A 23,614-nucleotide genomic window follows, 5' to 3' on the forward strand; every position below is an offset into this window, starting at 1 on the left:
TTTATAGTGAATGGAAAATTTTATTTCCTTTTATACGGTTTGTAAATACAAGTTTTCTAATTCGTTAGCCGAAATTTTAGCGGCTTCAATAATCGTAACCAGATTTCCCTGTTTCATGATTCCGATATGGGTCGCTACTTCCCGTGCTCTGAAAATATCGTGGGTGGCCATTAAAATGGCTGTTCCGTCTGCGGAAAGTTCTTTTAAGATTTGAGAGAATTCATTCGAAGCTTTGGGATCCAGGCCACTGGTCGGTTCGTCCAGCAATAATACTTTTGCCTGTTTTGCAATGGCAATGGCAATCCCGACTTTCTGACGCATTCCTTTGGAATAACCGCCAAGATACTGATCGTGCGCTTTGGTTTGTAAACCTGCTTTGGTTAGAAAATAAGTCAGTTCACCATTTGAATATTGGAATCCTGCGAGGGAAGAAAAGAATTTCAGGTTTTCCAGTCCTGTCAGATTCGGATATAACATAACGGTTTCAGGGATGTAAGCCACGTGTTTTTTGGTTTCCTGCGGATTTTCTGTGACTGAAATTCCGTTTATTTCCAGTGTTCCGCCACTGGGTGGTATAAAGCCTAAAAAAAGATTGATTGTAGTTGTTTTTCCTGCACCGTTTTGTCCTAGAAGGGCAAAAATTTCTCCTTTTTTAATGGTTAGGTTCAGGGCATTTAAAGCGATATGGTCGCCATATTTTTTGGTCAGGTTTTCTGCTGTAAGCATAATGGTATGGATTTGAATTTGTTGGATTGTAAAGAATAGAAATAGTAAACTCCTGCTGTCCTTTCGAACAACAGCTTCGTTTTTTATTTCGAAAAAAAATAAAGAATAGCTTACTATGGTTTAGGAAATGCAATACGTATTTTAGTTTGAAACAGAAATGAGTCTTGAGTTTTTATTTCTGCAAAAGCTCAAATAAAGTAATAAACAAGACACGCTTTCAGCCAGAAAAATTGGCGAAAGATATTTCATATTCAAAAAATAAGGATAGTAAACTAGACTAAGGCCGGGGGAGCTCTCAGCGCAAAAAGGCTGCCCTTAAAAAAGGTGGATGCAGCTTTTGTAAAAGTAAAGGCAATTGGATTTTCAACAATTATAGTATGAAATGATAAGGGCTGAAAATGATTGGGAATAAATGTACTAAAGGCAAAATGACAGACAGAACAATTGTTCTCTACAGTATGACTGTGCGTGATTTGTTTTTGATGGGCGGCATAGTGATGATCGCAATGTTTCTCTGTGAGTTGCTTATAAATATGCTCATAAGAATGCAGCGTCTGAAACAGCATTGCGAACAATACGGTAAAAGACATCAAAAGATTGATTAAAACTACTTTTTCCTTCATTCCTGATTACTAAAGAGTTGGTTTTTTTTTTGAGCGGGTTTTAGGGCTTAATTTAACGCAACTTGGTTGCAAATATAGAAATCTAAATAACAAATTAGGTTAGTTTGATTTTATTTTTTTATTCACGACTTGTCATAAAATGTTCAATTACTCTTTTTTTGTTAAAATTTTAAGAAAAAGAATAGAAGCAATTCCTCTTTTTGGATAGGTTTATTTTAGGTATAAAGTGTTTTAAATCAATATAATAAATTTTAAAACTCATTTTTAGTAAAGCCTGTTTTTATAAATCTGCGGGTAATTTTTATTTAGAATGATTAAGAATAATTTGGATTGAAGTGTTTTAGCAGTTACTTTTGCCCCTGATTTTAAACTCCATACCAACATGAATATATCAACCATTACAAAAGTGCTGTTTAGTTTATTGTTTCTGATTTCCTTAAATATAATGGGTCAGGAAACGGGAAAAATAGTCGGAAAAGTGACTTTAAGCGGCAATACTCCGGCAGAAAATATTGCTGTTACGCTTAAGGGAACAAAACATAATGCCGTAACGAATGAAAAAGGGCAATATGAGATCAAAAACGTTAAACCTGCCACTTATACGATTAGTATTCACGCTGTAGGAATTCAGCCTGTTGAGGATAATGTTGTAGTGACAGCAAAGCAAACGACCACTAAAAATTTCGCACTTGCAGAAAATCAGGAAGATTTGGATGAAGTTGTGATTACAAAAAACAAATACAAGCAGGACAAACCTTCTTTGTCGTTGCGTCTACAGACTCCGGTTCTTGAAATTCCTCAAAACATTCAGATTGTAAGTGGTCAGACTTTAAAAGACCAACAGATTATCAGTATGAGTGACGGAGTGATTCGCAATGTGAGTGGTGCTGTTCGTGTAGAGCACTGGGGTGATATGTATACCAACATTACCATGCGTGGTTCTCAGATTCAGGCTTTCCGTAATGGTTTTAACGTAGTTTCGTCTTTCTGGGGGCCTCTTACGGAAGACATGAGTTTTGTAGACCATATTGAATTTGTAAAAGGTCCTGCCGGGTTTATGCTTTCCAATGGAGATCCAAGCGGACTTTATAATGTGGTGACTAAAAAACCAACCGGAATCACAAAAGGAGAGGCTACCGTAATGGCAGGAAGTTATGATTTCTACAGAGCAAGTATTGACCTTGATGGAAAACTGGACAAAAAAGGTAAATTTTTATACAGATTCAACGGGGCTTTACAAAAGAAAGGTTCTCACAGGCCATTCGAACATAATGACCGTTATGTAATTGCTCCGGTACTTTCGTACCAGATCGATGATAAAACTAAAATTACACTGGAGTACAACTACCAGCACGCCAATATGTCTGAAGTAGGTTCTTATTATGTGTTTGGTGCTGACGGCGGCGGATATGCAACCATGCCAAGAAATTTTACGATGACACAGCCTGGTTTGCCGGATACTAAAATGAATGATCACAGCGGATACTTCACTTTTGAACATAAGTTTGATGATAACTGGAAACTTACGGCACAAACTTCTTATTTTAAATACCTGCAGGAAGGATACAGTTCCTGGCCGACAGCTGTTGGTCCGGGGCCTGTTTATCTGGACGAAGATGATATCGCTGATGAGCAACTTGGATATGGTCAGGTGGTGCGTAGTGTAGGGATCTGGGATGCTGAAAGTAATATGTATCTGGGACAAATTTTTGTGAATGGAAAATTTAATACCGGAGCAGTAACCCACAAAGTTTTAGGTGGTGTTGATTTAGGGAATAAAGAATATTTGGCCGACTTTTATCAGTCCCATAATTTAGATACTTACGATAATCCGTTTAATGTTTTTGAACCCAATTACGGAACCCCGTCTAACGGATTGCCGAATTTTGATCGCAGTAAGCCCCTTAAACAAAGATCTTTTGGAGGGATAACTTCAAAATATGCGGCAGGTTATATTCAGGATGAACTTGGTTTTTTTGAGAATAAACTGAGAGTGACTCTTGCTGCAAGATACACCTGGGTGAACCAGTCAGGCTGGGGAGATGTTCAGGAAGACAGTCACATTACACCACGTGTAGGAGTTAGTTATTCTGTAACACCAACCACATCTGTTTACGGATTATACGATCAGGCTTTTACACCGCAATCGGGTATTATAAAAAGCGGAGAAGCGATAAAACCGCTTACGGGTAATAATATTGAGTTTGGTATCAAAAAAGACTGGTTTGATGGATCGTGGAGTACTACCGTTTCGGCTTACAGAATCATTAAGGAAAACGAACTAACAGCCGATCCTGAAAATGGACCAACTGACATCTTTAAAGTAGTATTAGGTGAAAAAAGAGCACAGGGTGTTGAATTTGATGTAAGAGGAAAAATCCTGGATGGTCTTAACCTAATTGCGAATTACGCCTTTACGGAAGCAATTGTAACAGAGTCTAATTTAAAATCTATTGCTGAAGGAAGTGCTTTAACAGGATTTTCAAAACATGTTGCCAATGCCTGGTTAAATTATACCCTTCCGTCCGGTAAATTAAAAGGATTCGGAGCTTCTATAGGAGGAACGTATCTTGCCGGAAGACAAACAGATTCCTGGGCAGTGGGATTGGAGAAACTTCCGGAATATTTCAAACTTGACGGAGGTTTATCTTATGAAAAGGGGAAAATGAAATTCACAGCCAATGTGTTTAATATTCTTGATAAATATTTATACAGTGGTTCTTACTACGCTTCAAGAAATGTGAATACGTATTACTGGCAGACCGAACAGCCAAGAAACTTCAGAGTTGGAGTAACTTATAAATTCTAAAAAAGATATTCTTTATACGCCAATTGATTTATTGAGTCTTCCTAAAACAGGCAGACAGTTTTACAATAAAAATTCTATGAACCAGTCAGCTTTTCCTGACTGGTTTTTTATGTATAAAGGTTGGATTTTCAGCTGCAGAGGTATAAATTTTATTTTGATTCTGATTGTGCAACAAAGTCGTTGTAATGTTTTTGTTGTATTGCTGTTTTCAACAAAAGTTTTCACACAAAAAGTGTGTGAAAGTGAATTTTTATTTTCGTTTTCACACAATTGGAATGACAAGCGGTGTTTAAAATGCAAGAAATAAAACGCAGTGACCTCAGGCATTTGTCATTCCGAGGAACGAGGAATCACACATGCTAATCACATATGCTAATCACACTGTTGTCGAATACTGGATGCGATTCCTTCGTTCCTCGGAATGACAGACGGTGTCTAAAACACAAGAGTAACAAACTGTGTGCAACAGAATCTATTCCATAAAAAAGAGGCATACGTTTTACCGTATGCCTCCTTTTTGTGCTTTAAACTGAGCTTATTTATTGTTTCATAATAGATATCGCTTTACTGCTTTCATTGTTTTTAATCAAATAAATTCCGTTTGCCTGTTCAGAGATATTGATCACGGTTCCGGAACCTTGTTTTATTTTAGCTCCTGAGGCAGCATAAACGCTCCATTCTAATTCTTTTGACAAATAGAAAATTCCTTTTGACGGATTCGGATAGACCACAATCTTTTTTGATTCTTCGGTTGGAATTTCAATACCAAGATTGCAATTATGAACCATATAGGTGATTTCTTTTTTATTATTTCCTGCCGTATTGGTCACGGTTAAGGAAACGGTTTTGTCACCTTCCGTACCATACACTACAGAATGAGGACCAATTCCTGTTGCGGTTGCAGGTTGTGCGCCTTCTCCAAAACTCCAGTTATACGTATCTATTGTTCCGATCGAAACGGAGGTAAAACTAACAGGCGTATTTAAACATCCCATTGAAGAACTGACTTCAAAATCGGCTACCGGAGTGGTCGCATTTCCGGATAACGAAAATTCAAGTTTATTAATGTTAATGTCAGCTTCATCAAAAAATAAAGTGATGGTGTGAACGCTCTGTGTTAAAGGGATATTGGGTATGTTTACAGTCTGCCAGTTCTGAAAACCGGTTGTATTGGGAATAGTAATCACTCCGGTTACATTTACACCATCGACTTCAAGATGTACTTTTCTGTTTTCGTACGGAGTTGAAATCCTTAATTTAATATCATAATTTCCGGTAGTATTTGCCTTCGCGGTATATTTAAGCCATTCGTTTTTGGCCACGTAGGCAATATTAAAACCTCCTTCACTACAGGCTTCCGTTCCTACACCATCACCGGTTCTGTATGGTGTATCTCCGCCGCCATTCGTATCCAGAAAGGCAGTTGGGCCCACATCATAATTTTCGGCTTCAATAGTACCCGGAATCTGGGCAATAGTTCCCAGATAAGGAGCATTTCCTAAAGTAGTTGCCGTATAAAAAGCCGTATACGTAATCGTTCCTGTTGCCGGTGCCTTAAAATTCTGGTTGACTGTTCCTCCCTGGCTCCAGTGATCAAAATCGTATCGTATATTTCCAACATATTGCGGAGTAGGGGCATTAAGGGTTTGCAAATTGGCATTGGCAACCACTTTTTTAGTAGCCGGTGCCACAATAGGTTTTTGATTGAATTCTAAATTCAATAAAACCGGAGAACTGGTTGTAGTAACATCGACAAGATTCGGGTAAACATCTACATAAGTGGAAGCTGTCAGGCCATTACTGTCCGTTACTTTAACCGTGAACCTGTACCAGACATTCGGTGTTTTTTCACCCTGGTTAGAGGCCAGAAATGTTCCTGATGAGACCCCTTGCGGACTTGCTCCGGGATGTGAATGTCCTGCACCGGGAATATCTTCATGAAATAAATCCATACTCCATGAGAAAGCACTTGCCGGCAATACACCGTCTTCTATATCGGTTGCTGTGGCGGCATAATTGATAATATCATCCGCATTCCATTTTAAGGTTGGTAAAGGAGAAACCAGTGTTACTGTAGGCGCATTGCTGAATGGTGTAACAGTAAGCGTAGCCGGATTACTCGTTACATTACCTGCCGTATTGGTTACAACCACACGATAAGCTCCTGCATTTGCATTGGTAACATTGGGAATCGTATAACTTGAAGCTGTTGCACCCGGAATGTCGGCATTATTAAATTGCCATTGATAGCTTAATCCAACACCACTTGCCGTTACATTAAAAGTAACAGGATACGTCTCCATTATCGTTTTGGATACCGGATGGTTGACTATAGTCGGAGCTGCAGTTTCAATATAATTCAGTCGGATTAAAGAGCCGTTGTTTCCATAAGCACAATAATAAATATAGCCGTCGTTTCCTAGCATCATACCTAGTGCCATCTGCTGTGGAGCACTGTAAAATTCTGTAGAAACCGGATCTGCAATATTCGGATCGAAAGAACGGATTGCATTTCTTACGAAATCTTTAATGATAAATTTCCCTTCCAGATTCGGATAACGCGGAGTGGTAGGATTGTACAAAAGACCATTGGTCAAAGCATTTCCGATACTTCCCGTTGCATAAGTAAAAATAGGATTGGTAAATAAATTGGTTTCCGTTTGCTTTCCGTCACCTCCCTGAGGATGTCCCCAGGCATAATTGCGGATGGTCGGGTTGCTGATTTCGTTTATTTCTTCCCAGGAAGTTCCAACGTCCAGAACAAATAATTTATTGGCTTTTACGTTGGGAACAAGCCTCCACGGATTTCGGAATCCATACACCCAGATACTTTGTTTTTGTATCGAACCGCTTCCGAAGAAAGGATTGCCCGGAGCAGGAAGTCCGTTTTCGGTAAGACGTAATATTTTTCCTTTATAGGTATCCAAATCCTGGGAATTGGTATTTTGCTGGCTGTCTCCAACGGTAACGTATAGGAATCCGTTAAAGAATTTTAGATCCCCGCCATTGTGAAATCCGCCGCCAATGGGTTCCAGTAACAGAATTTCCTGTCTGGCTACCACCTGATTGGTATTGTCGATCTGAACACGTTCGATTCGGTGTCTGATGACCGCTCCGTCATTGATCGCGTAGAAGACATAGATGTAACCATTTGTAGCAAAATCGGGATGCAAGGTCAAACCAAGTAATCCTTGTTCGTTATCGGTAACGGTAGTTACAGTAAAGACAGTTGAGACGGCATTATTCTGGAAAACTTTTACAATACCGGCTCTTTCGGCAATAAAAATTCGCCCGTCGGAAGATTGTTCTAATGAAAGCCCTTCTTTGATAACTGCCGTAGGGGCAAGGGTTTCGGTGAGGTACTGACAGTTGGCCTGCCAGGAGATAAATAAAAAGAAAAAATAGAGGAAAGAGGTCTTTAATCGTACATTTTCTAAGCTAAAACATAATTTTTTTCTCATAATTGTTTAGTAGGTTTAGTGATGTGGGTAGTCAAATTTAACATTTTTTTACGTACTAAACTCAATTTTGTTATGAGATTTTTTTAGGAGTTATGAGTTATGAGTTATGGGTTATGAGTTATGAGTTATGGGTTATGAGTTATGAGTTATGAGTTATGAGTTATTAGTTATGAGTTATTAGTTATGAGTTATGGGTTAGGAGTTATGAGTTATGGGTTATGAGTTATGAGTTGTGGGTTATGAGATGCAAGAAGCAAGAAGCAAGAAGCAAGAAGCAAGAAGCAAGAAGCAAGATGCAAGAAGCAAGAAGTGAAAACTGAAAAATCCAACTGAACACTGTGACTGAATACTGCGACTGAATACTGTGACTGAATACTGCGACTGAGACTGAAAACTGAGACTGAACACTGCGACTAACAACTCATAACTCATAACTCATAACTCATAACTATTTAATCCATTTATCCACGATAGCCTTAAAGGTTTCCTTATACTGTTCTCCAACCGTTATTTCTGTCTTGTCAATAAAGATGGAGTTTTTGCTGATGGCACTTATTTTATCGAGGGAGGCAATATAGGAACGATGTATTCTCATGAATTTTGAAGAAGGTAATTTCTCTTCTAATGCTTTTAAGGAAATCAAAGACAGTAACGCTTTTTGTGGCGCTTCCAAATGTACTTTTACATAATCTTTTAGGCTTTCAAAATATAAAACATCCTTCAGGCTAACCCTGATCCATTGGTATTCTACTTTTAAGAAAATGAACTCATCGTCAATAACATTCGGCAGATGGGAAGTTTCTTCGCATAATTCCAAAACCTTGTTGGCTGCCCTTAAAAATTCTTCATAGCTAAAAGGTTTTAAAAGGTAATCAACAGCATTCACTCTGTACCCTTCGATCGCATAATGATTGTAAGCGGTTGTAAAAACAATTTTAGGCAACGGGCCCGGTTGTTCCTGCAAAAGTCTGGCGAGTTCCATTCCCGTTAAGTTGGGCATGTTGATGTCCAGAAAAACCACATCAGGCTGTTTCTCCCGAATGAGGCTCATGGCTTCGACGGCATTGTCACAGCTGCAGGTTAATTCCAGAAATGGGGTTTGCTTAATAAAAGTTTCCACCAGTCTTAAGGCCAATGGCTCATCATCTACTGCTATACATTTCAATACGATCATTTTTCTAAAGTTATTTTCAGGTTTACTTCATATTTACCGTCCTGGTTCACACCACAATCCATCGAGTATTGGTTCGGATAAATAAGCTGTAATCTGCGTTTTGTATTCGTTAAACCAATTCCTCCCGGATCAGAGTTTGCTGTTTTTTCGAAAAAAGTATTCACTACTTCAAATTCAAGATCGGTTTCTTTTTGCTTCAAGGTAATGATAATTTCGCTTTTATCTGTTGCATGTACCCCATGTTTAAACGCATTTTCAACCAATGGCAGTAAAAGCATGGGAACGATCGGATAATCAATAAGTTGTTCCGGAATAGCAGTGGTAATCGTTAATTTGCTATTGGCACGAAGTCGCATTAACGCGATAAAATCTTTCAGGAATTCGACTTCTTTGAATAAGCTAGTCCTTTCTCCTTCCGTGCTGTACAGGAGGTAACGCATCATGCGGCTCAGCGTATGAAGCGCATTACGCGAATCCTCAATATTACTGTACGTTAACGAATAAATACTATTCAGGGAATTGAAGAAAAAATGTGGATTAATCTGTGCTTTCAGCATCGCCAGTTCAGCCATCGTTTTGTCCTGCTCCAGCTTTTGTTTGTGCTGCGCTGCTTTCTGCCAATACTGTAACATTGCCCAACTGGTACTGATTCCTAAAACTAACAGGGTGAAGGTGAAGACCCAATTGTCAAAATAATCACTTCGATATTTTTTGAATCCCAAAAGGGCAGCAATTTTATTGTGAAGATCGGTTTGTGACGTATAAAAATAAGCGATAAGCTGCATGGCAAAAATGACTAAAAAAGCCCAGATGAGATAAGTTGCCATATTGCCTTTAATAATAGTTTTGGGAACAATTATTTTAGCATTCGAATAAAAAATAACAATCATAAAGAAAAGTACGATTGCCTGCCACAGCCAAAAGAAGGTCGGCATTGTAATATTCCAGCTTAAAGGCGTGTAAAACAGCATGATAAACCCAAGTAAAAACCAGCTGAGAATATGTATTCCGGGAAATAAATAGGGTCTAAAGAAGTTTGTTTTCATTTTAATTGATTATTTTTAAGACAATATTACATTTTATATCAATGCTATTTTTAACCAATCGCTCAATACAGAATCAGAATCCTTAAAAACCATTTTAGAGCCGATGAGACAGAATTTAAACACTTGTTTAGTTTTTAATAATTTCCATCGGGTGTTATGTTGTGTCTATCGATAGTTTATTGCTCTCCGTCTATTGGTCCTTTTTTGCATGCTATATTTTAGTTCTTTTGTTCTGTATAATCGATAATTTACCTATTATTTCCAATGAATAAGCAATCCTTTTTAAGCATTCTCGCAGTATCCGTTTTTATCGCATCATGTGGTAATAAAGATGATAAGTCAGCTCAGGCCGGAGGTGCACAGCCCGTTAAAGAATATAAAACACTCGTTTTGGAGTCAAAATCAGCCACTTTAAATACAGATTATCCTGCAAGTATTCAGGGGCAGGAAAATATAGAAATCCGTCCAAGAGTGGAAGGTTATATTGAAAAAATATATGTTGATGAAGGTGCCGTTGTAAAAACCGGGCAAGCCTTGTTTAAAATCAGTGCTCCGGAGTACGAACAACAAGTCCGTACAGCAGCAGCAAGTATAAAAAGCGCCCAGGCAGCGGTAAGTACAGCAAAATTAGCGGTACAAAAAGTAAAACCATTAGTAGAAAAAGGAATTATCAGCAAATACGAATTAGAATCTGCTCAGTTCAACTACGAATCCGCCATGGCAACACTGGCTCAGGCCAATGCAAGTCTGGTCAATGCCAAAACCAATCTGGGGTATACCACAGTGACAAGTCCGGTAAACGGAGTAGTCGGTTCCATTCCATTTCGTTTGGGAAGTTTAGTCGGTTCTGCTACAGCGGAGCCTTTAACGACGGTTTCCAGTATCGGGAATGTGTATGCCTATTTTGCGATGAATGAAAAATTACTTCTAAATTTTACCGATACCGATTCGGGAGTCTCCTTAGCGCAGAAAATCAAAAAATTACCGGAAGTTTCCTTAGTGCTTTCAGACGGTTCAGCCTATGACCAAAAAGGACGTATCGAAACCATAAACGGATTAATCAATACAGAAACAGGTTCGGTAAACATCAGGGCCCGTTTCCCAAATCCACAGGGAATTATCAGAAGCGGAAGCAGTGTAACCGTACGAATTCCGAAAGCCATAAACGAGGGATTATTAATTCCGCAGAGTGCCACTTTTGAACTTCAGGATAAACTTTTTGCAGTCGTGGTTGGAAAAGACGGAAAAACTAAAAATACCAATATTACAGTGTTAGACAACAGTGCTGCCGGAAATTATTATGTTGTTACGATCGGATTAAAGCCCGGCGATCAGATTGTTTTAGAAGGAGTTGCCTCCCTTAAAGACGGATCTCAGATTAAAACACATAATGTAAGTGCAGAAACAGTTTACGCTGACTTAAAATAAGAAAATAAAATGTTTAAAATATTCATACAAAGACCTGTACTTTCGACAGTAATATCGGTTATTATTGTCATTCTGGGTGTTTTAGGGCTTATCGAGCTCCCTATTTCCCAATATCCGGATATCGCGCCGCCCACAGTAAACGTTTCTGCGAGTTATACAGGTGCCAATGCAGATGTAGTCCTTAAAAGTATTGTGATTCCGCTGGAAGAACAAATCAACGGTGTAGAAAACATGACCTACATGACTTCTTCTGCGACCAATGACGGAAATGCTTCTATAAAAATCTTTTTTAAAGTAGGAACAAATCCCGATCTGGCAGCGGTAAACGTTCAGAACAGGGTTTCCAGAGCTACCAGTTTATTGCCTGTAGAGGTAACTCAGGCGGGTGTTACGGTAACAAAGAGCCAGAGTAGTAACTTGTTGATTTTCTCTTTATACAGTGACAATAAAGCCTACGATCAGACTTTCCTTCAAAATTACGCGAAGATCAACCTGGTACCGCAAATCCAGCGTGTGGTCGGGGTAGGAGACGTAACCGTTTTTGGGGCAAAAGATTACTCCATGAGAATCTGGCTGAAACCGGATGTCATGCAGCAATACAAACTGATTCCGAGTGATATTTCGGCTGCTCTGGCAGAACAGAATATCGAAGCTGCACCGGGTAAATTTGGTGAGAACGGGAATCAGGCTTTTCAATACGTAATCAAATACAAAGGACGTCTGACCAGTGCCACGGAATTTGGGGACATCATCATCAAATCGGTTGGAAACGGACAAATGCTGCGCCTGAAAGATGTGGCTAAAGTAGAATTGGGGTCGCTAAGTTATACGTCGACGATTAAAACAAACGGTGTAGAATCGGCAGCGATGGCGATTAGCCAGACTCCGGGATCTAATGCGCGTGACGTAATCATCAACTCTAAAAAACTGATCGAAGAAGCGGCAAAAAACTTTCCAAAAGGAGTGAAATATACGATTCTGGTAGATGTTAACGAAAATCTGGATGCTTCTATCGAAAAGGTAATTCATACTTTGATCGAAGCTTTTATCCTGGTTTTTATCGTCGTATTTATTTTCCTTCAGGATTTCAGATCCACGCTGATTCCGGCAATTGCCGTTCCGGTAGCGATTGTGGGTACGTTCTTCTTCCTGAATTTATTCGGATTTACGATAAACTTATTAACGCTTTTTGCGATGGTACTGGCGATTGGTATTGTGGTCGATGATGCGATTGTCGTCGTCGAGGCGGTGCATGCCAAACTCGATCACGGTTATAAATCGTCTAAAAAAGCAACGATTGACGCGATGAGCGAAATTTCCGGAGCGATTATTTCGATCACACTCGTAATGGCGGCGGTATTTATTCCGGTGACCTTTATCAATGGATCTACCGGGGTTTTCTACAAACAATTTGGTATTACATTAGCCGTAGCAATTATCCTTTCGGCGATCAATGCCCTGACTTTAAGTCCGGCCTTGTGTGCTTTACTTTTAAAACCACACGCTGACGATCACAAACATAAAAGTTTTATTCAAAGATTTTACACCTCCTTCAACGTTGCCTTTGACAATGTAACGGAACGCTACAAACGTTCGGTAAGTTTCCTTTCGGTAAAAAAATGGATTGTATTAGCGGCGATTCTTATTGCCGGTGCAGCCTTATTTTACATGATGAAAACGACCCCGTCCGCTTTCGTGCCAGCAGAAGATCAGGGAACTGTTTTTGCGAACATCAGTTTACCGCCATCGGCTTCTATGGAACGTTCCGACGTTATCGCCAAGAAAGTAGACAGTATTGCGAAAACCATTCCGGGAGTGAAGAACACCCTTCGTATTGTGGGACAAAACTTTACCGCAGGAGCGGGTAGTGCCTACAGTATGGTTATCGTAAAACTGGAAACCTGGGACAAACGTGAGTTAAGTGTGAATGACGTAATTGGTCAGCTTTTTGCCAAAACAAGCGGTATTCGCGAAGCCAATATCTTCTTCATTTCCCCGCCAACGATTCAGGGATTTGGACAAAGTGGTGGATTCGAATTCCAATTGCAGGACAAAGGAGGGCATTCGACAGCAGAATTTTTTAAAGTAAATACGGACTTTTTGGAAAAGTTGTCCAAACGTCCTGAAATACAATATGCAACAACACCCTTTAATCCCGGCTTTCCACAATATATGATGGAAATTAATCTGGCTAAGGCAAAAGATGCAGGAGTTTCCATCAATTCCATTCTGTCAACGATGCAGGGCTATTACGGCGGATTGTATGCTTCGAATTTTAATAAATTCGGAAAACAATACCGTGTAATGATCCAGGCTTCGCCGGAATTCCGTACCAATACAGAAGGACTGAATAAGATTTTTGTCCGAAACAGTTCCGGAACCATGGCACCGATAACAGAATTTGTAAAAATGACAAGGGTTTTCGGACCGGAATCCATTTCAAGGTTTAACTTATTTACGTCGATTGCGATTACGGGAGCGCCAAATCCGGGATTCAGTTCAGGAGACGCGATTAAAGCGATTCAGGAAGTGGCGGCCGAAAATCTTCCGGCAGGTTATGGCTATGAATTCTCCGGACTGACTCGTGAAGAATTGGCTTCAGGAAGTGAAACGATTTTCATTTTTATCCTGTGTCTGGTGTTTGTGTATTTCCTGTTAAGTGCCCAATACGAAAGTTATATTTTGCCGTTTGCGGTATTATTTTCCATTCCTTTTGGATTGGCCGGTGCTTATTTGTTCTCGATCATATTCAAGTTAAACAGTAATATTTACCTGCAGATTTCCTTAATCATGCTGATCGGATTGCTGGCCAAGAACGGAATTTTGATTGTGGAATTTGCCTTAGAACGAAGAAGAAAAGGATTGCCGATCGTTCAGGCCGCTGTTGAAGGAGCCGTAGCCCGTCTGCGACCAATTCTAATGACCTCTTTTGCCTTTATTTTAGGACTTGTTCCTTTAATGTTTGCTTCGGGAGCCGGTGCCGTCGGTAATAAATCGATCGGAACAGGAGCTGTTGGGGGGATGTTAATCGGAACCATCTTAGGAGTATTCGTTATTCCGGTCTTGTTTATCGTTTTCCAGACTTTACAGGAAAAAGTGAGTGGTCCGGCCAAAGACGGTTATGACGAAGACGATGATGAGGAAGTACCACTATTAGACGCTCACAAGGAGTAATAATTAAATTAAGAAAAAAGATGACTCATAGTTCCAATAAATATATACTTCTGGTCCTGGCAGCGGCACTTTTAACTGCGTGCTCCGTGACCAAAAAATACGAACGCCCCGCAAGTGTTTCGACCGAAAAGTTGTTTCGTGATGAGACTTCCGCCGATACCACGACACTGGCAGCGATGCCCTGGCAGAGTGTTTTTAAGGATGCAAAACTAAATGCCCTGATTCAGAAAGGACTCGATCAGAACCTGAACCTGAAAAACGCAATTGAAAATATCATTCAGGCACAGGCGACTTTGCGTCAGAGTAAACTGGCCTATTATCCAACCCTGAATCTGGATGCGAATGTAACGCGTACCAAACAATCGGAAGCAGGTCTTAACTTTCCGGCAGGGATCAACATCAATACGCTGACAACGACGTACAAGTTAGCACTGAGTACGTCCTGGGAAGCCGATATCTGGGGAAAACTGAGCAGTTCCAAAAGAGCTGCACTGTCCAGCTACCTGGCTACAGATGCTGCCAAACAAGCGGTTCAGACACAATTGATTTCGGATATTGCCAATAATTATTTCCTGTTATTGTCTTTGGACAAACAATTGGAGATTACACAAAAAACACTGGAAAGCCGTATTAAAAACGTAGAAACGATTAAATCCCTAAAAGAAGGAGCCATCGTTACCGGTGCCGCTGTGGTACAGAGTGAAGCCAATCGTTATGCCGCGGAAGTGCTGATTCCGGATTTAAAACAAAGCATTCGCGAAACCGAAAATGCCCTGAATATTTTAATGGGACAAGCTCCCGGAACCATCGAAAGAGGTATATTGGAAGATCAGGTAATTCCTGAAAACATTAAGGTGGGTGTATCTTCCCAGTTACTGCAAAATCGTCCTGATGTCCGTCAGGCGGAATTTAATTTCAGGACTGCTTTTGAAAGTACCAATTTAGCGCGTACTTATTTCTATCCGAGCCTGACGCTTACGGCCAGTGGCGGTTTTTCGAATTTAGAAATAAAAGATTTTTTCAGTAATTCTATTTTCTATTCCCTTATCGGAGGACTGACACAGCCGCTTTTCAATCAGGGACTTAACAAAGCCAGACTGACCACAGCACAATCGAAACAGTTACAGGCACTGAATAATTTTCAACAGAGTCTTTTAGTGGCAGGTCAGGAAGTTTCGAATTCCTTATACGCCTATCAGATGGCAGTTGAAAAACAGGATTCGAGAGCCAAACAAATTGAATCATTAGAAAAAGCAGTGGATTATACACAACAACTTTTAGAATACAGTTCTGCAACCAATTATACAGATGTATTAACGTCAGAACAAAATCTGTTGTCGGCGCAATTAAGCGGTGTAAATGATAATCTGCAGAAGTTACAAGCGCTGGTTAACCTGTACCGTGCTTTAGGTGGCGGATGGAAGTAATTTTTTTTAATTAAAAAACGCACCATCATCATCGTTAATTAATTTTGGTTAAAAAACGTCTCAAATTTTTGAGGCGTTTTTTTTGTTTTAAAAGCAAACGGTTTATACCGCAGGGATTATCATAAAATATTATATTAGTACCCTTAAAAAACCTGCTGCCAATTTTAAAAATAAAGCCAAAATAAACGGAGATGGAAAATATTACAGTAATCATTATGTTGTTGTTCGGGGTTGCTTTCCTGAGCCTTCTAAGTAAAAGATATAATTTTCCAATTCCAATCGTGCTCGTTTTGTGCGGGGTTGTCATCAGTATTGTTCCGGGTCTTCCTGTCATTGCCTTAAGTCCGGAAGTGGTTTTTATTATCTTTTTGCCACCGCTTTTATACCATGCTGCCTGGTACACCAGTTGGGCCGATTTTAAGCAAACCGTGCGCCCGATTACACTGGCGGCTGTTGGTCTGGTGCTGTTTACCACCGTAGCGGTAGCCTGGGCAGCCCATTTACTCATAGATGATATTTCGTGGCCTTTGGCCTTTTTACTGGGCGCAATAGTTTCACCTCCCGATGCTGTTTCAGCGACTTCTATCACAAAAGGTTTAGGACTGCATCCACGGCTTATTGCGATCCTTGAAGGAGAAAGCCTGCTCAATGACGCGAGCGGTCTTGTGGCGTATAAATATGCGTTAACAGCGATTACTGCCGGTAATTTTGTACTCTGGCAGGCGGGATTGAATTTCTTTATCATGTCTACCCTCGGCATAGCCATTGGTCTGGCCGTTGGTTTTGTCATGAGTTTTATACATAAAAAATTTGTTTGTGACGATATTATCGAAGCCACTTTTACGCTTCTGACGCCTTTTGCATCGTACCTGATTGCCGAGCATTTCGAATGCTCCGGTGTTTTGGCGGTAGTCACAACAGGTTTGTATCTTTCGGCACGATCGGGCACACTTTTTACGCACGAAAGCCGTATGATGACCGGAACCATCTGGAGCGTTCTTACGAGTATTTTAAACGGTTTAATCTTTATTCTGATTGGGCTGCAGCTGCGTCAGATTATCGAAGGCATAGGAGATTATTCGGGAATGTCTTTGTTTGTGTGGGGGGCAACGGTAAGTATTGTGGTCATTGTAGTCCGGTTTTTGTGGGTGGTGCCGGCAACATTGGTTCCGAGGTTTTTAAGTAAAAAAATCCGCGAGAAAGAAGAATTTGATTATCGCAATATGATTGTTTTCGGATGGTCCGGCATGCGTGGCGTGGTCTCCATGGCGGCCGCTTTGGCTTTGCCGCTGACCATCAATGATAATGAAGCGTTTCCGTTGCGGAACCTGATCATTTATCTGGTGTTTTGTGTGATCTTGTCTACACTGGTCATTCAGGGGCTTACACTGCCTTGGATGATCCGTAAACTAAAATTAGAACCTTATTCGATTCTGGCAGAAGAGTATGGAATCCGGAATATAATTGTTTCGGAAACGATTGCCCATATTGAAGATCATTTTTCCTTATTGAATGATGATCTGCTGCATAATATAAAAAGCAAATACGAGGTGAAATTCAACCGTTTGCAGAAAACCGAATTACCGGCCAATTTCTTCGGAAAAGGAAACGTGATGGGCGGCGAAATCTTCAATGATTTTACTAAACTGCAAATTGACCTTCTGAATGTAGAGCGTTCCAAACTCGAAGTCATGCACAAAAAAGGTTCCGTAAACGAGGAAATTTTCCGCAAAATCGAAAAAGAACTGGATCTCGAAGAAAGCCGTCTGTGGATGGAAATTTACGAAAACTAATGATAAACAAAACCTCTGATGTCTTACTGAATCAGAGGTTTTACTTTTGTGCCTATAAGTTCGATGGCGTTCATCAATTGTGAATGGGTGAGGCCTGCATTGTCCATTTGGAAAGTAAATCTCGAGATTCCGCCCAGTGCATCGCTGTGACGTAAAATTTTCTCGGCGACCTGCTCCGGATTTCCAAGAACGAGCACTCCTTTTTCGTCTGCCAGATAATCAAATTTCTCTTTGGTTACGGGCGGCCAGCCACGTTCCAGTCCTAATTTGGTCCAGAGTTCGGCGTAACCGGGATAGTATTCTGCTACAGCACTTTCATTGGTAGCTGAAACATAACCGGGCGAATGTAAACCGACTCTTAATTCTTCGGGTTTGAAACCGTTGGCTTGTCCGGCTTCGCGGTACAAATCGATTAAAGGGCGAAAACGGTGCGTTTGTCCGCCAATCACGGCTACCATTAAAGGCAAACCTAAAGTTCCGGCTCTCACAAAAGATTCCGGGCTTCCGCCAACACCCAGCCAAACAGGTAATTTTTCCTGTATCGCTCTCGGGTAAACGGGTAAATTATTTAAAGGCGCACGGAATTTTCCGGACCAGGTGACAAATTCATTATCGCGGACTTGCAGCAACAGTTCGAGTTTTTCCTTGAAAAGTTTATCGTAATCGTTCAGTTCAAAACCAAAAAGGGGATAGGCTTCAATCGAAGAGCCACGGCCTACGACAATTTCTGCCCTTCCTTTGGAAATCAGGTCCAGTGTTGCAAAACTTTGGTAGACCCGCACCGGATCTGCGGCGCTCAGGACGCTCACAGCACTCGTAAGCCTGATTTGTTTCGTTCGTGCTGCAGCAGCACTCAGGATTACAGCCGTAGCCGAATCTAAAAACTCTTTTTTGTGGTGTTCGCCAATTCCGAAAACGTCAAGTCCGACCTGATCGGCAAACTCAATTCGCTGAAGCAGTTGCTCCATGGCCTCTACACTGCTAAGTGTGTTGTTATCGCCGTACATCGCCGACGCAAAACTGTCTATTCCTATTTCGATCATGACGTAAAGATACTAAATTCAGTTTTTTTACGGTTACGAAATTGTTTTGAAAATTCTAAAATTTTGGTAAAATTGTCAGGCTTTTTCCTGCTGCTTTTTGATGTATTCACAGTGGGATTTCCCCCAATTGATCATTTCCGTTATAATTGGCCCGAACGATTGGCAATACGGGGTGGACTCGTAAAGAATTGCCACTTTGGCATCGCGGTCTTCTATTCTTTGACCAGATTATTAAGTTCCATATCCTTTAATTCCTTCGACAACATACGCGACGTAATCCCCGGAATACTCTGCTGAATTTCCGTAAACCGATGGTTGCCATTACAAATTGAATTGATGATCGGCAGTTTCCATTTTCCACCTAAAACGTATATGGTGTCTTATAAGGCCTAGACTTCTTCTTTCTGGTTTCTTTGCATTGGGGTTTAATTTTGTATATCGTGGATTGGTAGCAAAATTAAAGGATTTGAAGCGATTTTTATATAAAATAATAGCGCAAAGATTGTACTTTACGCTATTAAATTCATCCTTTTAATTAATTTTTATTCCGTCAAAAAAATAATCTAATATATAATTGTCAAATTCATCTAATTCAACATTTTGTTTTATTTTATTTATTCCTATAAGATTAAATTTTTCTATCACACTATGTATTGTCAACTCTTGATCATAAAAATCTATAACTTCAGATTTATGAATTTTTTTCGAAATCATTCTTGGGAGACCATATTCTTCAAGTTGAAAAACAACAGAAGGTAAAAAAGCATGTGAGATATAGGCAATAAATTGAGAGATATCATAATTTTTTTCCTTAAGTAATTCTCTTTGTAGAATATTTACATCTTTTAAAAGTGATGCAAATTTAAATGTTACATTTTTTTCAAGTTTAAAAAACTCATCAATGCCAATATCACAAGATTCTAAATCTTTCAATAAATCAGGAATAGATTTAAACCAATTATTTCTTAAAATTTTAATGAATTCTACAAAAGTGCTGTTTTTAGTTTCCCAGTTTCCAGGCTGTAAATTAATTATTTTATATAAAGATTTATCCCACTGATTTCTTTTTGTCGAGTTTAGGTAATTTAGACCATTCCAACTTTCCGGATTTACTGACATATCGATGGCAATTGATTTAATTAATTCTGAATTACTTGATTGAAATAATGATTCAGCTTTTAACCTATTATAAACTTCAACTCCAAGAATGTCTCCCATTTCTTCTTGATAAAGAATTAATCTAGCAAGTTGTTCTCTCGTCAAAAGATTATCATATTTTTTGCTATCTAAGTCCCCTAAGATTTCTTCAGGAAATTCAATATTTAAAGTTGTTTGAGTATTTGCAGGTGGCTTATCTAAAATATAAACCTTACCAATAAAGTGTTTAAACATTCTGCCGCCTCTTCCAATAATATTTCTATATGTAAAATCATTAAGGTTTGAATTACCATTTTTATTCATCCAAATGATAACATTTTCTGCAGATGTATTCACTCCTTCTATAATTGAAGATGTGGAAATTATATTGCTGATTCCATTCTCATCTTCAAATAATTTAATTTGTATTTGACTTAATGATCTATGAAGTCTTCCATTATGAATCCCTGTGCCTCTCTTTATTAAATTTGTCAAACTCCAATTATAGTCATAATTGTTACCTAACCAATTTGCAAATTGGTTTAATAAATCACTATTTTTTTCTGGAAATTTTAATAAAATGAGATTTGATACATTTTCAATATTTGTATACGTACCAGCATAAATCAATGATTTGGTATCTTTAGTCTTTAATATATTTATTAAAGCATTGCTTTTGAGTTCACTATTCTTATTTATTTCTTTATAAAGGTCATGTTTTTCTAAGAAAACGGTATTAAAGTCTAAATGAATAAATTCCATATCAGCAGTAAAAGGATTTTCTTCCAAGGTTGAAATATTAGGTGCTAAAAAGTATTTTTGTTTAGATTTAGCACCTATTTTTATTATTGCTTTTACCAAACTTGGCGATCTAGTTTTGTCAAAAAGAGTACTTGCCTTATAAAATTCATCAATAATCATTATGTCAAAATAATCTACTTTTTCTAAATAGTTTATTGCTCTTTCCTGTGGGAAAATAAAAATATTCTTTTCAGCAGGTTCAACTTCGGTTGTGGTTATAATTTTATATTCGTTAGCAAATTTTTTGTAAAGCCTTCTTCTTGTTTCATCAGTAAGTGCTATTGTAGGGACAATTATTATTACATTTTTGGGCTTTTTAATTTTGATAAAAGCATCTATAACAAAACTTTTCCCAAAGCTTGTTGGCGCACTTACAGCAATATTTTTGCCTTCCAAAAGTTTTTTTAGTAAAAAGGATTGTTCTCGATGTAATGTAACAGGCTTTTCTTCTCCAATATTTACTTTAAAAATTTCGTAAATATATCTTTCTTCCCAACTAGATGTTTCTTGTTGTAAGTAAGGAAATAATCCAGTTTCTCTAATCAAATGATTTACCAGCGGAACATATTCAAGTTTTTCAGAATTATGAAAATCTAAAAGTTTAATTAATTCTTCCCTAGCTTCATTATCTTTTTTTGAAGTTAGTAATTCATTTATTTTATAACAACGATCAAATATTATATTTTCCATAATTAACCTCTATATATTTGTGCTTTTGCAATAAATTTGTCTACTATTGGTTTCTTTTCTGGGACTGGAAAAAGAATTATATGAAATTTGATTTCAGAATATAAATCAACATCATTGCACTTATTGATTTGTCTTTTAAAATACTCTGTAGCTCTTTCTTTATGAAAATTTACTATTTCAATTTTGTAATTATCTGTAAAATGAGTTGCTGCACTTGTAATACTGCATTCATGTAGCAACAAAATAGGTATATTCAAAATTGGCTTTATCGAGTCTACCGAGCGTTCTTGAGAAAGGGATTCAATTATTTTGCTGCGTAGTTCAGGTGAAATTTCAGCGAAATCATTTATATCTGATAAGTTTGTTATTAATTTATTTTCTTTTTTTATTTTTCTTAAGGTTAAAGAATCTTTAACAGAATCAATAATTGTATCTAGTCTAGCATTTTCAATTGATTTATAAAATTTTGATTCACCGAACCATAATGAAAATTCATTTTCACTTTCAACAACTATATGCACACTATCTGCACCTTTTGCATTATCTTGACTGTTTTGTTTATAAAAAATTTTAGGTACTATTGGCAATGCTTTATAGAAATTTTTCATTATTCCATAAAGTAAAATTTCAGATATTTCGCTACCTCTGCAGAAATCATCTTCATTTTCAGAAAGCCGCAGATTTATTGCTGCTTCTGTCAACATTGAGTCTTCTCCTTCAAGTGACAAAGATTGTCTTTCTCTATAACTTAATGCGGTTTCTTTTATATTGTTCCAAATAAATTTTTGGAATTTACTATAATTCCAGTACCCATCCTCAAAAGTATTTACTAAACTAATGACTCTTTTATTGTCAATAGGATTTAAAGTTAAATCATTTGTAATTACAGAGAAAGCGTCATTAATTAAGACTTCAAAATTTATCATAATTTAATTTTCTAATTAGTTTGGTTTAAAAATCAAAATAAAATAGTAACATTATTCCAATTGAGATTTAGAAGGGAAGAATACACTTATTTTGTATTTTTAATACTTTGAGATGTAGCATCAATCAACTCATATACAGCTTGCATTACGTATTCGTTTTTAATCCAAAAATTGCTACTGACCACTTCTTCATTTACTCGGGTAAATCCTCGTAATAAATCATATAGTTCTTGGTCTTTATAAGTCATTTTATTTCCATCTTTTTTTGTGAAATTTGAAAAGATAGTTACGCTTACCTCTTTTAATGATTCTAGTTCAAATTTTAGAGATTTGTTAAATGGAAATAATTGGTGAAAAGACTTGTTTCGTGCATTTTTTATAACTCTTTCGTAATCTAATAGTGAAGCTTTCTTTTTTGAAAATCCAAATGGTAAATCTTTAAATGTATTATCCAGAGTAATATATTTAGATATTGTTAGCCATAAAATAATTGGTTTTAAGTCACATAAGTTTATAACAAGAGATAGTAATTTATTGACATCGCTAACAAAATTGTAAGATATTCGAAGAATTTCTATCATAGCCTGACTATCATTGTCAATGTTTAATATATTTTTTTGATATGTTTTCAAATGATCATTAATAACTAGTGAAATTTTATCCAATAAATATAAATTAGCTGGACTAAAGGTTTTTGGAATAATCAAGGTTGAATACGCATTACTTTGAAAGTTTGTGATTGCTTTATCTACTAGACCAGGCAAATTATCTGTAATAGGCCAATTATTTGCATCATAATGTTGCTTAATTTCACTCCAAATCCATTCGCGATTGACATAATCTTTGATAATAATTTCTTCATCTTTTATTTCAAAATTATTGATAGAATTAGGATCTAAAGTGATTTTCTTAATACGACTATCTCCTATGCTTTCTGATATGATATTAATGTCTTGTATTTCACCTACAATTGTATAAATAACTTCTCCAATTTCTTTTATTTCGATTTTGACAGCATCGCTTAAACTAGTTTTTTTGTGAGTATTTGCTAAAGTGAAAATTTTAAAATGAGAATGAAAATTAATTCCTTCGATGACGTATATTTTTTTTGTAGTAAACTTTCCGGTATTAGAAACATCAAAAGCGAGATATTTTTGGCTTTTTATAGTCTTGATATTATCTCGAAAAATAAATGAATTATTAAAAGCTATGAATTGACTTGCTGTAGATGATAAGTTCTCATTTTCTAACCAGTCTTCAAATATTTTTGTTCCAGTAATAATATTAATCTCGTTTATAATTTGGCTACAGAGATTTGCTATTTTTGGCATAAGATGTTTTTTTTGATTTGGAATA

Annotated in this window: 15 protein-coding genes; 5 read left to right on the plus strand and 10 right to left on the minus strand. The window is 37.8% G+C overall.

Annotated features, from left to right (window positions below; genetic code table 11):
- Positions 1–30: 30 nt before the first annotated feature.
- Both EV142_RS17115 and EV142_RS17120 read right to left on the minus strand, forming a co-directional pair.
- Entirely contained in the window at positions 31–726 is a 696-nt protein-coding gene (locus EV142_RS17115) for an ABC transporter ATP-binding protein (RefSeq protein ID WP_132037056.1), read from the minus strand.
- Positions 727–998: 272 nt separating this feature from the next.
- On the minus strand, positions 999–1,349 hold the full coding sequence (locus EV142_RS17120; protein ID WP_164502536.1) for a hypothetical protein: 351 nt from the start codon (positions 1,347–1,349) through the stop codon (positions 999–1,001).
- Between the two features lie 382 nt (positions 1,350–1,731).
- Here EV142_RS17120 and EV142_RS17125 point away from each other — a divergent pair, with 382 nt between their 5' ends.
- On the plus strand, positions 1,732–4,158 hold the full coding sequence (locus EV142_RS17125) for a TonB-dependent receptor (protein WP_132037057.1): 2,427 nt from the start codon (positions 1,732–1,734) through the stop codon (positions 4,156–4,158).
- Between the two features lie 539 nt (positions 4,159–4,697).
- On the opposite strand, the gene EV142_RS17130 is transcribed toward EV142_RS17125, so the two are convergent.
- The 3 genes from EV142_RS17130 to EV142_RS17140 all read right to left on the minus strand — a co-directional run bounded on the left by EV142_RS17130 (position 4,698) and on the right by EV142_RS17140 (position 9,839).
- The gene (locus EV142_RS17130) at positions 4,698–7,619 is read right to left on the minus strand and encodes a PQQ-dependent sugar dehydrogenase (protein ID WP_132037058.1); all 2,922 of its coding nucleotides are present in this window, start codon (positions 7,617–7,619) and stop codon (positions 4,698–4,700) included.
- A gap of 448 nt (positions 7,620–8,067) precedes the next feature.
- Entirely contained in the window at positions 8,068–8,793 is a 726-nt protein-coding gene (locus tag EV142_RS17135) for a LytR/AlgR family response regulator transcription factor (protein ID WP_132037059.1), read from the minus strand.
- Positions 8,790–9,839, minus strand: coding sequence for a sensor histidine kinase (locus EV142_RS17140; RefSeq protein WP_132037060.1), 1,050 nt, complete (start codon positions 9,837–9,839; stop codon positions 8,790–8,792). The genes EV142_RS17135 and EV142_RS17140 overlap by 4 nt, the downstream gene beginning before the upstream one ends.
- Before the next feature lie 264 nt (positions 9,840–10,103).
- Between EV142_RS17140 and EV142_RS17145 the strand changes: the two genes are divergently transcribed.
- From EV142_RS17145 to EV142_RS17160, 4 genes are all read left to right on the plus strand, one after another.
- Complete coding sequence (locus EV142_RS17145) at positions 10,104–11,267, plus strand: efflux RND transporter periplasmic adaptor subunit (protein WP_132037061.1); 1,164 nt, start codon at positions 10,104–10,106, stop codon at positions 11,265–11,267.
- Positions 11,268–11,276: 9 nt separating this feature from the next.
- On the plus strand, positions 11,277–14,441 hold the full coding sequence (locus EV142_RS17150; RefSeq protein ID WP_132037062.1) for an efflux RND transporter permease subunit: 3,165 nt from the start codon (positions 11,277–11,279) through the stop codon (positions 14,439–14,441).
- 20 nt (positions 14,442–14,461) lie between these two features.
- Positions 14,462–15,868, plus strand: coding sequence for an efflux transporter outer membrane subunit (locus tag EV142_RS17155; RefSeq protein ID WP_132037063.1), 1,407 nt, complete (start codon positions 14,462–14,464; stop codon positions 15,866–15,868).
- A gap of 191 nt (positions 15,869–16,059) precedes the next feature.
- On the plus strand, positions 16,060–17,661 hold the full coding sequence (locus tag EV142_RS17160) for a Na+/H+ antiporter (protein WP_132037064.1): 1,602 nt from the start codon (positions 16,060–16,062) through the stop codon (positions 17,659–17,661).
- A gap of 23 nt (positions 17,662–17,684) precedes the next feature.
- Here the strand turns inward: EV142_RS17160 and EV142_RS17165 are convergent, their stop codons facing one another.
- The 5 genes from EV142_RS17165 to EV142_RS17185 form a co-directional block, all read right to left on the minus strand.
- The gene (locus EV142_RS17165) at positions 17,685–18,701 is read right to left on the minus strand and encodes an LLM class flavin-dependent oxidoreductase (RefSeq protein WP_132037165.1); all 1,017 of its coding nucleotides are present in this window, start codon (positions 18,699–18,701) and stop codon (positions 17,685–17,687) included.
- Positions 18,702–18,916: 215 nt separating this feature from the next.
- A complete protein-coding gene (locus EV142_RS24430; RefSeq protein WP_306462579.1) occupies positions 18,917–19,078 on the minus strand; it encodes a winged helix-turn-helix transcriptional regulator in 162 nt (53 codons plus the stop codon).
- 157 nt (positions 19,079–19,235) lie between these two features.
- Positions 19,236–21,332, minus strand: a complete 2,097-nt coding sequence (locus tag EV142_RS17175) for a DEAD/DEAH box helicase (RefSeq protein ID WP_132037065.1) — start codon at positions 21,330–21,332, stop codon at positions 19,236–19,238.
- Positions 21,333–21,334: 2 nt separating this feature from the next.
- Positions 21,335–22,258 carry a HamA C-terminal domain-containing protein gene (locus EV142_RS17180; RefSeq protein WP_132037066.1) on the minus strand — a complete coding sequence of 308 codons (924 nt, stop codon included), beginning with the start codon at positions 22,256–22,258 and terminating at the stop codon, positions 21,335–21,337.
- Between the two features lie 86 nt (positions 22,259–22,344).
- A complete protein-coding gene (locus EV142_RS17185; protein WP_132037067.1) occupies positions 22,345–23,589 on the minus strand; it encodes a hypothetical protein in 1,245 nt (414 codons plus the stop codon).
- Positions 23,590–23,614 lie beyond the last annotated feature (25 nt).

Source organism: Flavobacterium circumlabens (assembly GCF_004345565.1).
GTDB classification, from domain to species: Bacteria; Bacteroidota; Bacteroidia; order Flavobacteriales; family Flavobacteriaceae; genus Flavobacterium; species Flavobacterium circumlabens.

Excerpts from the sequence above, each read along its gene's own strand:
- EV142_RS17115 (WP_132037056.1), bottom strand. The coding sequence starts at position 726 with ATGCTTACAGCAGAAAACCTGACCAAAAAATATGGCGACCATATCGCT.
- EV142_RS17120 (WP_164502536.1), bottom strand. The coding sequence starts at position 1,349 with ATGAAGGAAAAAGTAGTTTTAATCAATCTTTTGATGTCTTTTACCGTA.
- EV142_RS17125 (WP_132037057.1), top strand. The coding sequence starts at position 1,732 with ATGAATATATCAACCATTACAAAAGTGCTGTTTAGTTTATTGTTTCTG.
- EV142_RS17130 (WP_132037058.1), bottom strand. The coding sequence starts at position 7,619 with ATGAGAAAAAAATTATGTTTTAGCTTAGAAAATGTACGATTAAAGACC.
- EV142_RS17135 (WP_132037059.1), bottom strand. The coding sequence starts at position 8,793 with ATGATCGTATTGAAATGTATAGCAGTAGATGATGAGCCATTGGCCTTA.
- EV142_RS17140 (WP_132037060.1), bottom strand. The coding sequence starts at position 9,839 with ATGAAAACAAACTTCTTTAGACCCTATTTATTTCCCGGAATACATATT.
- EV142_RS17145 (WP_132037061.1), top strand. The coding sequence starts at position 10,104 with ATGAATAAGCAATCCTTTTTAAGCATTCTCGCAGTATCCGTTTTTATC.
- EV142_RS17150 (WP_132037062.1), top strand. The coding sequence starts at position 11,277 with ATGTTTAAAATATTCATACAAAGACCTGTACTTTCGACAGTAATATCG.
- EV142_RS17155 (WP_132037063.1), top strand. The coding sequence starts at position 14,462 with ATGACTCATAGTTCCAATAAATATATACTTCTGGTCCTGGCAGCGGCA.
- EV142_RS17160 (WP_132037064.1), top strand. The coding sequence starts at position 16,060 with ATGGAAAATATTACAGTAATCATTATGTTGTTGTTCGGGGTTGCTTTC.
- EV142_RS17175 (WP_132037065.1), bottom strand. The coding sequence starts at position 21,332 with ATGGAAAATATAATATTTGATCGTTGTTATAAAATAAATGAATTACTA.
- EV142_RS17180 (WP_132037066.1), bottom strand. The coding sequence starts at position 22,258 with ATGATAAATTTTGAAGTCTTAATTAATGACGCTTTCTCTGTAATTACA.
- EV142_RS17185 (WP_132037067.1), bottom strand. The coding sequence starts at position 23,589 with ATGCCAAAAATAGCAAATCTCTGTAGCCAAATTATAAACGAGATTAAT.